Here is a 13625-nt window from a genome sequence, read left to right on the forward strand (position 1 = left end):
ATATAAAGGTGTTTCATGCTAAATAATAAGAGCGTATTGATAACTGGCGGTACTGGTTCATTTGGTAAGCAGTTTATAAAAAGTATTCTGGAGCAGTATGATGATGTTAAGAAAATAATCATTTACTCTCGTGATGAGTTAAAGCAATCTGAAATAAAGTTGCAGTATCCTAGTAAAGATTATCCTCAACTTCGTTTTTTTATCGGTGATGTTCGCGACCAAAACCGTCTCATACAAGCTTGTGAAGGCGTTGATGTCATAATCCACGCTGCTGCAATTAAACAGGTTGATACTGCAGAATATAACCCAACTGAATGCATCCGTACTAATGTCGATGGTGCTGAAAATGTAATCAATGCGGCTTTACAGTGTGGAGTAAAAGATGTTGTTGCTCTTTCTACTGACAAAGCCTGTGCGCCTATTAATTTATATGGTGCAACTAAATTAGCATCGGATAAATTATTTGCTGCAGCTAATAACATTAGGGGCTCTAAAGATATCCGTTTCAGTGTTGTTCGCTATGGTAATGTGATGGGTTCTCGTGGTTCTGTTATCCCATTCTTTATGAAAAAGAAAGAAGAGGGTCTTTTGCCGATCACTCATGAAGAGATGACACGCTTTAATATCTCTCTACAAGACGGTGTAAACATGGTTATGTATGCGTTGGAAAACCACCTCGGTGGTGAAATCTTTATCCCTAAGATCCCATCATACAAAATCCTTGACATAGCAGAAGCGGTAGCGCCAGGCATCGCGACAAAGGTCGTTGGTATTCGTCCTGGTGAAAAGTTGCATGAAGAGATGATTACCGACACAGATTCGTTGAATACTATTGATTTAGGTCGGTATTATGCGATCTTGCCATCAGTATCACTTATTTATAGCGAACAAGAATATATGGGTCACCACAAAGCGGAGAAAGTGCCTTTTGGTTTTAAATACAACTCCGGCACCAATACCGAGTGGGAAACCATTGAAGGCCTGCGTATGCTAATTAAAGAGCATGTTGATCCAAACTTTACATTGTGAGAAATGTCGTGATTCCTTACGGTAAACAAGATATTAGTCAGCAAGACATCGACAGTGTTTTGGATGTTTTGAAATCAGATTTTTTAACGCAGGGGCCTCAGGTCCCAGCTTTTGAGCAAGCATTAATCGGTCATACTGGTGCCAATTACGCTTTAGCTGTGAACAGTGCTACATCAGCTCTTCATATCGCTTGTCTGGCTTTAGGCCTTGGTGAGGACGATTGGCTATGGACTTCACCTGTGACCTTTGTAGCATCAGCAAACTGTGGTTTGTATTGCGGCGCAAAAGTTGATTTTGTCGACATAGACCCAGACACGTACAATATGTGTCCAAAGCGTCTTGAAGCGAAGTTGATTGAGGCCAAAGCCGCGAATAAGCTTCCTAAGGTCGTTGTCCCTGTGCATTTATGTGGTCAACCTTGTGATATGGCTGCCATTGGTAAGCTGTCAAAAGAGTATGGCTTTAAAGTCATTGAAGATGCGTCACATGCGATTGGCGGCCGATATCAAGACCAGCCAATTGGGAATTGCAAATATTCAGATATTACGGTGTTTAGTTTCCACCCAGTAAAAATCGTGACAACTGCTGAAGGTGGTGCTGCTCTTACAAATAGTAAAGAGCTGGCTGACAAGATGGCGCTATTGCGCAGTCATGGTGTGACTCGCGATCCTGAGTTTATGCGTGGGGGGTCTCATGGTGGTTGGTATTATCAGCAAGTCGACCTCGGCTTTAACTACCGTATGACGGAGCTTCAAGCGGCACTAGGTGTAAGCCAAATGCAACGTCTTGATGAGTTTGTGATGGCTCGCCATAAACTTGCTAATGGGTATAACGAAAAGCTCGCTGACCTACCTTTAGTGTTACCTTATCAGCTACCGGATACCTATTCTGGGCTTCATCTTTTCGTGATTCGTTTGCGTTTGGATGAGATTGAGTTAACGCATAACCAAGTGTTTGATGCGCTGCGTGAACGAGGTATTGGGGTCAATCTTCATTACATTCCGGTTCATACTCAGCCTTATTATCAAGATATGGGGTTTGCTGATGGGGATTTTCCTGCGTCAGAGCAATATTACCGCGAGGCGATTTCTTTACCGATGTTCCATGGTATGACGAAAGAGCAGCAAGATACGGTAGTCCAAACTTTGACAGATATCTTGCAGGGACGTTAATGAAAATTGCAATCATTCCTGCGCGTGGTGGCAGTAAGCGGATCCCACGTAAGAACATCAAGGCGTTTCATGGCAAGCCTATGATTGCGTATTCGATTGAAGCTGCAACAGCATCGGGATGTTTTGATAAGGTCATTGTTTCTACTGATGACGTTGAAATAGCCAATGTTGCGAAAGGGTACGGTGCAGAAGTACCGTTTTTACGTCCTGCTGAAATATCCGATGACTATGCGACCACCATGGACGTGATGGCCCATGCCATTCGTTGGTGTGAAAGCGAAGGGTGGTATGTAGAAGCTGTATGCTGTTTGTATGCGACAGCGCCTTTTGTTTTGCCGAGTGATTTGCAACGCGGATATCGCCTATTGGAAAACGACCAACAGGTGCAGTTTGCGTTTAGCGCGACGTCTTTCCCATTTCCAATCCAACGCGCAATTAAACTTGATGAGCATGACTCGGTTACCATGTTTGATCCAGAGCATGAACAAACCAGATCTCAAGATCTGGAGGAAGCTTATCATGATGCAGGTCAGTTTTATTGGGGGCAGACAAATGCCTTCTTAAACAAGCTTTCAATCTTCTCGCCTCACTCTAAAGCGGTGCAACTACCTCGCTCTCGTGTTCAAGATATTGATACGCAAGAAGATTGGGAACTGGCAGAAGCACTTTACTCTGCTTTTAAATTGACTGAAAAATAAAGTTAGAATTGCTATGAAAGTTGTTTTTCGAGTAGATGCTTCCTTATTGATTGGAAGTGGCCATGTCATGCGGTGTTTAGTACTTGCTGACCAGTTGAAGCAAAAAGCGTATGACGTCGTCTTTGCATGCACTCCTTTAGAAGGGGATATGCGGTCGTTTATTCAACAAAGAGGGTTTGGTGTTATCACACTCCCTGCTCCTCAACAAGTGGTTGCTCCTCAACACGATGCCGATTATGTAGCTTGGCTTCAAAAAAGCATTGATCAAGATGCAAGCGACTTTGTTGGGGCGGTAGGCTCTGCGGATCTGGTAGTTACTGACCATTATGCAATCGATGAAAAATGGCAGCGCTCAGTCAAGCAGACAATGAACTGTCGACTGTTGGCCATTGACGACCTTGCCCGCGGTCACTGTGCTGATGTCGTGCTTGATCAAACTTTAGGGCGCGCCGAGTCTGATTATCGTGGAAGTGCTTCAGTCGTGTTGGCAGGAAGTGAATATGCTATGCTGCAACCTGCTTTTGCTAAGAAGCGCGAATTGGCATTATCCCGAAAGCTTACTTCGGAGCCCCCAAAGGTATTGATATCGATGGGAGGAGTTGACGCTCCCAATGCTACTCTCAAGGTGCTAGAGTCTTTAGTGCCTTACGTTCATGCCAATTTTACCGTTCTGCTTTCTCCACGAGCCCCTCATTATAACGAGGTTGCACATTGGTGTGCTGAACAACCCTCTATTACTCATCTGGACTTTGTCTCCGACATGGCGAGTTTAATGTTGGAGCACGATGTTGCGATCGGTGCTCCTGGCACAACCAGCTGGGAGAGAGCTTGTTTGGGGTTACCAAACTTAATTGTTCCTCTGGCGGACAATCAGAAGTTGATTAGTCAGCAGTTAATTGATTGCCAGGCTACCATTAAGGTGGAAGTTGAAGGTATCTCCACCAGACTAGTGAGTGCTTACACTGAATTGATGGAGTGTTGGCATGAGATGAAACAAGCCAATTTAGCATTATGTGATGGCCGTGGTGTTCGCAGAGTCGCGCTCACCATTAATGAGTTACTCACATTGGATAAGACGGCTTTGTCGTTAGTATTGGCTTCGCAAGACGACATCAAGCTAGTTTATGAGTGGCAGTGTAGCCCGAGCACGAGAAAGTATGCATTAAAGTCTGCGCCTCCCTCTTGGGCAGAACATCAAGCTTGGATGTCAAAAAAACTTACCGAAACGTCTGATTATTTTTATATGGTAACGAATCGCTTGGGCCATCGTAAGTTGGGCGTTGTGCGCTTAGACAGAATAAAGGTCGGACATTACCTTGTGTCTATCTTTGTTGAACCTGGGAGTTATGGTCAAGGCGTTGCATCGCAGGCTCTTGAAATGGTTGATGCGATACACCCTGACGTTACTTTGCATGCAACGGTTTTGAAAGCAAACTGTGCTTCTCAACGATTATTCCAAAGAGCAGGTTACCAACAAGTCGATGATGAGACTTACGTTCGACAACCTATTTATTGAGGCAAAATGAAACCATTTATAACCATTGACGGCCGTCAGATCGGCTCAGATTTTCCACCATATATCATTGCTGAATTGTCTGCTAATCATAATGGTGATATCAACCGCGCCTTTCAAATAATGGAAGAGGCGAAAAAAGCCGGTGCAGATGCGATCAAGCTTCAAACCTACACACATGAAACGATTACAATGGAATGTGATTCTGAAGAATTTCAAATTCATGGTGGCTTATGGGATGGTCAAACCTTATATGAACTCTATAAAGGTGCCCATATGCCTTGGGAGTGGCACAAACCGTTGTTTGAAAAAGCTCAAGAGCTCGGTATTACGATATTTAGTTCACCTTTCGACTTTACAGCTGTGGATTTACTGGAAGAGTTAGATGCTCCTGCTTACAAGATTGCATCGTTTGAGGTGATTGACTTACCGCTGATTAAACGTGTAGCACAGACCGGTAAGCCAATGATTATCTCTACAGGGATGGCGAATGAAAAAGAAATTGCAGAAGCCATTAAGACTGCGAAAGATAACGGTTGCCAAGAGTTAGTTGTTTTGCACTGTGTTAGTGGTTATCCGGCACCTGCTGAACAATACAACTTAAGAACTATTACTGATATTGCACAGCGCTTTGATGTGCTCTCTGGTCTTTCTGATCACACAATAGATAATGCTACGGCAGTGGCATCGATTGCCTTGGGCTCTTGCTTGATAGAGAAGCATGTGACTATGGACAGAAATGGTGGAGGAGCTGATGATAGCTTCTCTCTTGAACCCGCAGAGTTAAAAGCTCTTTGCCAAGACACTAAAACAGCATGGCAAGCACTAGGTAATGTTAACTACGAAAGAACAGAAGCGGAAAAAGGTAATGTGAAGTTCCGTCGGTCTTTATATGTAGTAGAAGATATAAAAGCTGGCGAGGAGTTAACTGCAGTTAACGTTCGTAGTATTCGTCCTGGTTTTGGTTTGGCGCCGAAGCATTACGAGGCCGTAATGGGTAAAAAGGTGACGCAAGACCTTTCCCGTGGTACGGCACTGGCGTTTGGTATGATAGAGATAGATTGATAATGAAATACTGCAAAAAGTGTTTAACGACGGACCTTCGTCCTAACGCTTCCTTGTCGGATGGCGTGTGTATCGCGTGTCGTTATTCTGAATCAGAGAGTGACGATAATGTCAGCTTGAAGCTGAAACTGCTCAAGGATAAGATTCAACAAAGTCGTCAGAAGCAGAGAAATAAAGGTGCCTATGACTGCATCGTTGGTGTGAGTGGTGGCAAAGACAGTACTCGTCAAGCTCACTGGGTTCGCGACCGCTTAGGGCTACGACCGTTACTGGTGTGCTGTGCTTACCCGCCTAAGCAGATGTCCGAAATCGGCGCTCGCAACCTGACTAACTTAATTGAGATGGGGTTCGATGTCATAGCCGCTACGCCTGCACCGCAGACTGCAGCGCAGTTAGCTTTGGAGTCGTTTAAGCAGTTCGGTAATGTTTGTAAGTCGACAGAGATGTCATTGTTTTCTACAGTGCCACGTTTGGCGATAGAGCTTGGGGTGAATACCATTTTTTGGGGTGAAAACCCTGCGCTGCAAGTTGGTGATGCGGCGGTTGAAGGCTTTGATGAGTTTGATGGTAATAATTTGCGTCGATTGAATACTTTGACGGCGGGTGGTACCGATTGGCTGAAAGCCGCGGTCGCCTCTCCGTATCTGGCTGAGCATTATTTATACCCTAATGAGATAGAGTTTGAGCGTAAGCAAATCAACATTTTCTATCTTGGTCCTGCATGGGATGATTGGAGTAATGATGACAACTCTGCTTATGCATCGCTGCAAGGTTTAACACTTCGACCGGGTGAGGAGCTGGAGACAGGGGACCTGTCAAACGCGTCCATGTTGGATGAAGAGTTTACGAACATCAATATGATGTTGAAATACTATAAATTTGGTTTTGGCAGAGCAACCGATGCGGTGAATGAACAAATTCGCGCGGGTAAACTCACTCGAGAGCAAGGGATTGAAATCGCAGAAAAGTACGATGGCCTTTGTTCAGACCGCATCATTCAAAGTTACTCAGATTATGTGGGTATAACAGTGGATGAGTTCTGGAACATTGCGAATCATTGGATAAATCTCACCATTTTTGAGATTAGACCGGGTCAGCGTCCAGTGAGAAAATTCAGTGTGGGAGTGGATTATGAAGGTTGATATTCTTGATATCGGTAGTGGTAACATTCGCTCGGTAAGAAACTGGATAGAGAAATCTCATGTATCTACTCGAATTGTGACTTGCCCTGAAGACATTCAATCCGAGATGCTTGTTTTACCTGGCGTCGGCTCGGCGGGCTCATACATGCAACGTATGAAAGCGGGGCATTTTGATAAAGCGGTGAAAGAGCATGTCAAGCAAGGTCGTCGTTTGATGGGGATCTGTCTTGGTTTTCAGTTAATGATGGAGCACTCTGAAGAGGATGGTCATGTTGAAGGGCTGGGCTTGCTAAGCGGGCATGTCGAGCGCCTGCCTAGTGCAATCTCTCATAATGGTTGGGAGTCGCTCTCTTTTCATCGACATGAGATGAACGGTCAACGTTTTGGAAGCCGCCATCAGTTGACTCAGAAGCGTATTTTTGATGGACGCGTTTTTTATAATCATGAGTACGGTGTTTTCAGTCAAGACGATGCCGTCTTTGCTCTTCCAGTGAGTCATGCTCTGGAACAATATAGCGGACTGTTGGTGAAAGATAACATCATCGGTATTCAGTTCCATCCTGAGAAAAGTCAGGTGTCAGGAACGGACTTAATCAATATGATTCTTTAGGGAGATACGATGCGAGTCGGCTCTACAGTTTTATTGCACAACCAACAATGTGTGCAGTCTTATCAATGGACTACCCTACGCCCTTTAGGTGACTTACAAGGAGTATTGGACTCACTAGAAGAGTACCAATGTGACGAAGTCGCTATTATTCGCCCCGTGAGAGCGTGCGATACGTTGGCGAAATTTGAAGAAGACATTCAGGTGTTACACCGCTTGAAAACCATGACGCCTATCAGTTTTGGAGGGGGGATACGAACGGTGGAGCATTTAGCGTTGTTGAATGACTTGCCGGTTGAGCGGTTGGTGTTTTCCTCTGCATTCCTGTCGAAAGAGCGTGAATTGCTTGAAACGGCTAAAGACCTCTTTGGTCACCAAGCTATTCAATGCTTACTCCCGATTCAGAATAGTGAGGGAAGTATGCAAGTCTATTGTTCTGAAAAGGCGATGTTTATTCCATTGAGTGACGTTGATTTCGACTTCATTCAGGCGTACGCCAACGAGGTCATCTTGTTGGATGTGATGAATGAAGGGGCGAATAACCAATTTGATTTTGAACTGCTGAAACACGTTCCACTGAGCCATCGCAAATTGATTGTCAGTGGTGGAGTTGGGTTTGAATCCGTCAAGTCAGCACACAAGCAAGAGCTTGCTTCTGTGTTGGTTGATAACAAAGTCCTACATAAAGAATATTCAATTACGAGTTATAAACATGCTGTCAAGATGTCCTAAATGTCATTATCCAACAAAGCATCCATTTGGTTTGATTGTTTCTGAGCAAGAGTGCTCGGGTTGCTTCACCCATAAAGAAAAAGATCAAATAGATTGGGGTGTCAAAGCTGGTGAGCTTGAACTGACTCTGAATCGATTTAAAAAACAGAGCAGACAATACGATTGTGTTGTCCCAGTTGTTGGTGATGCGGAAGATTACTACACCTTGAGTAAGGTATTAGAGTTAGGACTGTCTCCACTTGTCGTGTGTGTGAATGACTACTTTAAGAACGATATTGGTTGGCATAACCTACATAACTTGATCACACACTTTGATGTGGACTCATTTGTATTTAACCCAGATATGCGGGTATACAAAGATCTGGTGAGAACCTCATTGCGAAAGTATGATCATATGATGCTACCTTTTCTTCAATTGCATACATCTTTCCCCGTACACGTTGCGTATGAAAGAAAGATCCCACTTATTGTCTGGGGGCAAAATCAAGCGGTGGAGCAAGTGGGTAAGTTCTCACACCATGATGCAGCTGAAATGAGTCGTTGGAGCCGTCGAGAGCATGACTTATTTAATGTCGAGGTTGAGCATTTAATAGGTAATGGTGCTCAAGTTGATGAGCGTGAGCTTAACTACTATCGATACCCAAATACTCAGGCTTTATCGCGTCGAGGGGGACAAGGGTTATATCTAAGTAACTACATGCGCTGGGACCCACTTGCTCAAAACCAAGCGATGACTCAGCACGGGTTCGTGCCAGAAGTAAACTCATCTTCATTTGATGTGTATGAGCGAGCGGGCAGCTCGGTGTACTATCACCTGCATGACTTACTTAAATTGAAGAGAGTGGGTTATCGTAAGGTGAATGATCATGTGGCAAGGGAGATTCGTCACGGTCGTTTAACGAGTGAGGAAGGTCGCACAGTGTTGGAAGGGTATAATCAAGCCCCGGTTCATGTGAAGCCATTTTTTGATTGGTTGGGTGTCAGTAAGAGTGGCTACGACTGGTTTAAGATGCATCGCCTCAAACCAGTTCAAGCGCTTGTTACTGAAAGTCGCTGTGACGTTGACATTATAGTGAAGTTGCCAAGAGCTGTGAGAGATTTATTATTACCGACAAAAACAGCACGAGAGCACCATGTTGTTTTTGGGAAAGGTATATCTATCTGATATTGAATGTTTTAATTGCAGTTTGGGATGTGTGAATGAAAATTAGAAAATCGCAGATTTATCAACTTGAAGCCCCTAAAGAGCTAAAAGTTATAGATAGGGAACTCTCGATCGAAAGTGGCGATCAAGTGTTAGCTGAAAGTATTTATAGCGCTGTATCTCCAGGTACAGAGCTGTCAGCATGGGTGGGAAAGCCTCCTTTGCGTCCAGGTAAGATATACCCACGAGTGCAAGGCTACTGTAATTTGGCTCGAGTTGTTTCTATTGGTAATCAGGTTAAAAATACTAAAATAGGCGACTGGATTCTTACTCATCAGTCTCACCGAACTAAATTCTGTATTTCTGAGAGTGAGATACTAGTTTCATTTGATAACTTAACGGATGTTGAAGCAAAAAAAGTTGTAAACACTTATTTGTATCACTTAGGCTACTCTTCATTACTTAAAGCAAAATTTTTCCCAGGACACAAGGTGGGAATTATTGGTTTTGGTGCTTTAGGCTATACAACGGCTGCTTTGGTTGCTGCATTTGGTGGGGCGCCAGTTTTAATCACTAGCGATCCTAAACGTGTATCTATATTTAATGACTCATGTGTTTCTGCATTGTCAAAAGAAAGAGCACGAAGTAATGATGAACAAGATTCGTTCGATATAATTATCAATACATCCGATAGTTGGGACGATTATTTAATTGGATTAAAGCTGCTACGGTTAGGTGGAGTTTGTGTGCTATTAGGCTTCCCTGGTCGAGGTGAGCATCTACCAAGCTTTAACCCTTTAGATTCTCGCTACCTTTACGATAAGCAGTTGAATATAAAGTATGCAGGTCATGTTTGTGAAAGTGATTGTCTTCCTATAGATGTCAGGTTTACGCTGAAGAGGAATATGGAATATATATCGGATATGATTTTGAGTAATAGAATTGAAACAGCAGCTCTTGATTCTTATGTAGAGAATTGGACGGAATTAGAACAAGTATATACTCATTTAAATAATAGAACTGTCCCATCTCTAGGGGGAATTTTAAAGTGGTAGCAAAGTGCGCAGTGATTGGTTGTGGAAGAATGGGGGCTCAAAAATCTGAGCGACTAGAAGGCATTGTTCCTTCTGGGTGGTTACCAATATCACATGCGGAATCAATAGAACAAACTGATATTATGAGCTTGGTTGCGCTTTCTGATAATGATGAAAATAGACTTACTGAAGTTTCAAGTGACTATGATGTAGATGAAAAATATCTAGACTATGAAAAACTGTTAAAAGACGTTCAGCTAGATATTGTTACAGTTGCAACTAGAACGCCGATGAAGTTTGATATTATTAAAAGTTCAATTTTAAAAGGTGTAAGGGGGATCTATGTTGAGAAACCACTTTCAAACAGTTTGAGAAAGACGGTTGAGCTTTTAGAGCTTGCAGATAGCCATAGGTGTTTTTTATCATATGGCGTAAATCGAAGATTTCATTACGTATACAGAAAAGCAAAAGAGTTGTTGGCTGAGGATGCTATCGGTAAGTTAATAGAAGTTAGCGTTGAATTTGGATGTTCACCATTGCTTTGGACTCACCCTCATAGTATGGACATGCTTACGTACTTCGGTGGAACTCCTATTAGTGTTAGAGCTGATTTAGACTCAAACACTTTTAACCTTATTAGTGATAACATCGTAGACTCTGATCCATTAATCCTAAGTGCTCAAATTGTATTTGAGGGTGGGGTACGAGGTTCAATAAGTTGTGGTGAAGGAGGTGTTGTTCGATTGCTAGGCTCTAATGGTACAATGATCATCCATGGTGATGGTGCGTGTATCCAAATGTCTACTAAATCAGAATCTCATTCTCCATATTTTCATGATCAAAAGTTTATAACACCTCAAGCGCCTAAAGGGGCAACTAAAGTTGCTTTCGAAGAATTAGCAAAGGTTGTACAGGGGAATATATCAGAAGAAGAGTTTATCGACAAAATATCGCCTAATGATATCTTGCATGGACAACAGTTACTATTGGGATGTGCTTGGTCACACTTAAATTCTAATAAATACATTGATATTGATACTATTCCTAGTGATCTAATTGTTACTGGTAAAAACGGGCAATACTTCGCATAAGTTACAGAGTATGAAGAAATTTATAAACGCAATAAAGACGATTCGTAGTGCTATTCTTGTAAAAGATGAAAAACCAGATTATATATCAGAAAATTCAATCCTGTTCGGCTGTCATGATGTTAACCGTTCTATGAAAGAAAATGGAAATTTTTATTCTCCAATTTTAGAGGGGGTTAAATCATTACTAATTGGTAAGTATGATTTTGTAAATATATCACATCCGTTTGCTATACTATCGAGCGGTAAAGTAAAGGGAGGAAGCATAACTTTAAACTATAAGTTCTTAGCTATGCGAGTTAAATTGTTTTTTAGCTCTATATTAGGTTTGAAGAATTATGATTATTATCGAACGGAATTAGAACTCCAAATATATAGTGATTTACTGGAAAAAATAAACCCATTGATGATAATTTCGATTCAACCGCCACTTGGACTGTGTAAAGCTGCGCGTTTGAGAGGAATAAAAGTGGTTGAACTAATGCACTTTAATAATATAAGTTCACATGATGATATCTTTACAAAGCATTTCTCTCTTCCTGATGAGTTATTACCCAATGTTATTCTGAGTTTTGATCAATGTAGTTATAAGACTGTTTCGGGTCTGTGTGAAGGTCGTGATATAATATCTTATCAAACTGAAGATGCTTGGTATAATCATTTGATGTTTAATAAAGATAAAGATAAAGATAAAGATAAAAATGAATTAAAGTCGATAATCGACGATTTTGACAAAGTTATTCTAGTATCGCTTCAGTGGGGCTATGATGGTGAAAGAGACCGGTTATCAAATATAATACCCAACGGTATAGTTCATCCTGCTATTGAAGATCTAATTCAAGAATCTAATAAGGATACTTTATTTTTAATTCGTCTACATCCAATTCAGATATTAAGACCTTGGTATAGACACCATGTGGAACATGTCCGAGCATTAGCAAAAAAACATAAAAATGTTGAATTTGAAATGTCAAGTGATTTACCACTGCATTATATACTTGATGACGTTGATGTACATTTGACTATGTCTAGCAGTTGTGTAGGTGAAGCTGCGATAGCAAAAGTTCCTTCTCTTTTACTATGTCCATCTTTAAAGCTCGGAAATGAAAACTATGGACTTTTTAGAGAGCTTGAGTCTGAAGGGTATGTTACCTTTGGTGAGTTGAATAAAAAGTATATACAGAAGTGGGTTAATATATCGTGTAAACAAGCTTCAAAAGATATTTACAATGTAGAAGAAGTTCGAAACTCATTGAAAGCATTTTATTTTGATTTAATAGAAAATAAAGATTAAAACAAGCCTTAAGGTTAAAGTAAATGAAAAAATATATAGTCATGGTTTCAGGTGGAATTGGAGGAGCCGAGAAACGATTTTTTGATATTTTTAAAGGGTTAGTTACATATGATAAAGAAATATATCTAGTCCTACCAAGTTGCCTGTTTAACTTGATATCGGAAAGCGAAGATGTCCAGCCTTATCTTTGCAATATTGTAATAGTGGACATGCCTGCGTGGTCTCCAATACGCTTTGCCTGGAGATTTTATAACGATGTTCTTAAAGTAGCTAAGAACGAAGATGTTTTCCACTATCCTTTAAGCCCTCTTTTTTTTCTACACCTTTTCGGAGGTAAAAAATTCACAATTTCATATTGTGATTGTTACAAGCCTCCTAAATTAAGTACTAATAATAAAAATTCGACACTACAATATATTGCCAGTTTTTTCTCAAGTAAAATTGACATTTTGAGTCCAGATGTTTTTTCTCTTGTAAAAGATAAGAATCCTTATCTTAAAGAAAAAATATCACTGACTCCTGGGGGGACATATATTTATCCAACTGAAAATAGAAATGAAGAAAAAGAACGAAAGTTAGTTTTTCTATCTAGATTGGAGCCTAATAAAGGAGTTGAGGTGCTATTCTCATTATTGCCTAAAATTAATGAGCAATTGAGCTTGGAGGCTTCAGTGCGATTTGAAATTTATGGCTTAGGGAGTCTATCTGATTTTGTAACGGAGCAAGTAGAGATACTGAGGCTTAAGGGAATAAATATAGACTATTTGGGTTATGGTGACCCTAAGAAAGTTCTTCCAACTGCTTGGGTTGTTTTTTCTTTACAAGAAGTGACGAACTACCCCTCAAGAGTTGTAGCAGAGTCGCTATTAGAAGGGTGCGAGGTTATTATTTTAGATACTGGTGATAGTCGAAGGTTTGGTGACAAAAAAGGAATAAGTTATTTGGATGAAAAATTAGAGAACATAGAAGAAATTGTTAACAATATTATCGAAAGATCTACTTATAATAATATTGACATTGTCAATGTTATAAAAAATGAAGCCCGATGCTCATTTAGTTCGAGTCAATATATCAGTTACTTCTATACATTACTAGGCGGTAAATAAG

Annotated in this window: 13 protein-coding genes; all 13 read left to right on the forward strand. The window is 41.2% G+C overall.

The features are described from left to right. Window positions 1-15 precede the first annotated feature (15 nt). The 13 genes from pseB (at window position 16) to M4S28_RS02355 (ending at window position 13624) form a co-directional block, all read left to right on the forward strand. Window positions 16-1029 (forward strand): UDP-N-acetylglucosamine 4,6-dehydratase (inverting), encoded by a 1014-nt coding sequence (gene pseB, locus M4S28_RS02295; RefSeq protein ID WP_102383283.1) that lies wholly within the window; start codon window positions 16-18, stop codon window positions 1027-1029. Beyond that, a complete protein-coding gene (gene pseC / locus M4S28_RS02300; RefSeq protein ID WP_249632245.1) occupies window positions 1026-2201 on the forward strand; it encodes a UDP-4-amino-4,6-dideoxy-N-acetyl-beta-L-altrosamine transaminase in 1176 nt (391 codons plus the stop codon). The genes pseB and pseC overlap by 4 nt, the downstream gene beginning before the upstream one ends. After that, window positions 2201-2899 carry a pseudaminic acid cytidylyltransferase gene (gene pseF / locus M4S28_RS02305; RefSeq protein WP_102383281.1) on the forward strand — a complete coding sequence of 233 codons (699 nt, stop codon included), beginning with the start codon at window positions 2201-2203 and terminating at the stop codon, window positions 2897-2899. Before pseC ends, pseF begins: the two co-directional genes overlap by 1 nt. 67 nt (window positions 2900-2966) lie before the next feature. After that, window positions 2967-4415 carry a UDP-2,4-diacetamido-2,4,6-trideoxy-beta-L-altropyranose hydrolase gene (pseG, locus tag M4S28_RS02310; protein WP_349631992.1) on the forward strand — a complete coding sequence of 483 codons (1449 nt, stop codon included), beginning with the start codon at window positions 2967-2969 and terminating at the stop codon, window positions 4413-4415. 6 nt (window positions 4416-4421) lie between these two features. Beyond that, window positions 4422-5477, forward strand: coding sequence for a pseudaminic acid synthase (pseI, locus tag M4S28_RS02315; RefSeq protein WP_102383279.1), 1056 nt, complete (start codon window positions 4422-4424; stop codon window positions 5475-5477). Window positions 5478-5479: 2 nt separating this feature from the next. Further along, window positions 5480-6619, forward strand: a complete 1140-nt coding sequence (locus M4S28_RS02320; RefSeq protein ID WP_102383278.1) for an N-acetyl sugar amidotransferase — start codon at window positions 5480-5482, stop codon at window positions 6617-6619. Then, window positions 6609-7229 carry an imidazole glycerol phosphate synthase subunit HisH gene (gene hisH, locus M4S28_RS02325; protein WP_102383277.1) on the forward strand — a complete coding sequence of 207 codons (621 nt, stop codon included), beginning with the start codon at window positions 6609-6611 and terminating at the stop codon, window positions 7227-7229. The genes M4S28_RS02320 and hisH overlap by 11 nt, the downstream gene beginning before the upstream one ends. Before the next feature lie 9 nt (window positions 7230-7238). Then, window positions 7239-7958, forward strand: coding sequence for a HisA/HisF-related TIM barrel protein (locus M4S28_RS02330; protein WP_102383276.1), 720 nt, complete (start codon window positions 7239-7241; stop codon window positions 7956-7958). Then, a complete protein-coding gene (locus M4S28_RS02335) occupies window positions 7939-9123 on the forward strand; it encodes an N-acetyl sugar amidotransferase (RefSeq protein ID WP_249632247.1) in 1185 nt (394 codons plus the stop codon). Before M4S28_RS02330 ends, M4S28_RS02335 begins: the two co-directional genes overlap by 20 nt. 35 nt (window positions 9124-9158) lie before the next feature. Beyond that, window positions 9159-10157, forward strand: a complete 999-nt coding sequence (locus M4S28_RS02340; RefSeq protein ID WP_102383274.1) for an MDR/zinc-dependent alcohol dehydrogenase-like family protein — start codon at window positions 9159-9161, stop codon at window positions 10155-10157. Further along, window positions 10151-11227 (forward strand): Gfo/Idh/MocA family protein, encoded by a 1077-nt coding sequence (locus M4S28_RS02345; RefSeq protein ID WP_133149500.1) that lies wholly within the window; start codon window positions 10151-10153, stop codon window positions 11225-11227. The genes M4S28_RS02340 and M4S28_RS02345 overlap by 7 nt, the downstream gene beginning before the upstream one ends. Window positions 11228-11237: 10 nt before the next feature. After that, window positions 11238-12518 carry a hypothetical protein gene (locus M4S28_RS02350; RefSeq protein ID WP_249632248.1) on the forward strand — a complete coding sequence of 427 codons (1281 nt, stop codon included), beginning with the start codon at window positions 11238-11240 and terminating at the stop codon, window positions 12516-12518. Between the two features lie 23 nt (window positions 12519-12541). Further along, window positions 12542-13624, forward strand: a complete 1083-nt coding sequence (locus M4S28_RS02355) for a glycosyltransferase (RefSeq protein ID WP_102383271.1) — start codon at window positions 12542-12544, stop codon at window positions 13622-13624. Window position 13625: the final 1 nt, after the last annotated feature.

This window comes from Vibrio sp. J383 (assembly GCF_023503985.1).
Lineage (GTDB): Bacteria > Pseudomonadota > Gammaproteobacteria > Enterobacterales > Vibrionaceae > Vibrio > Vibrio splendidus.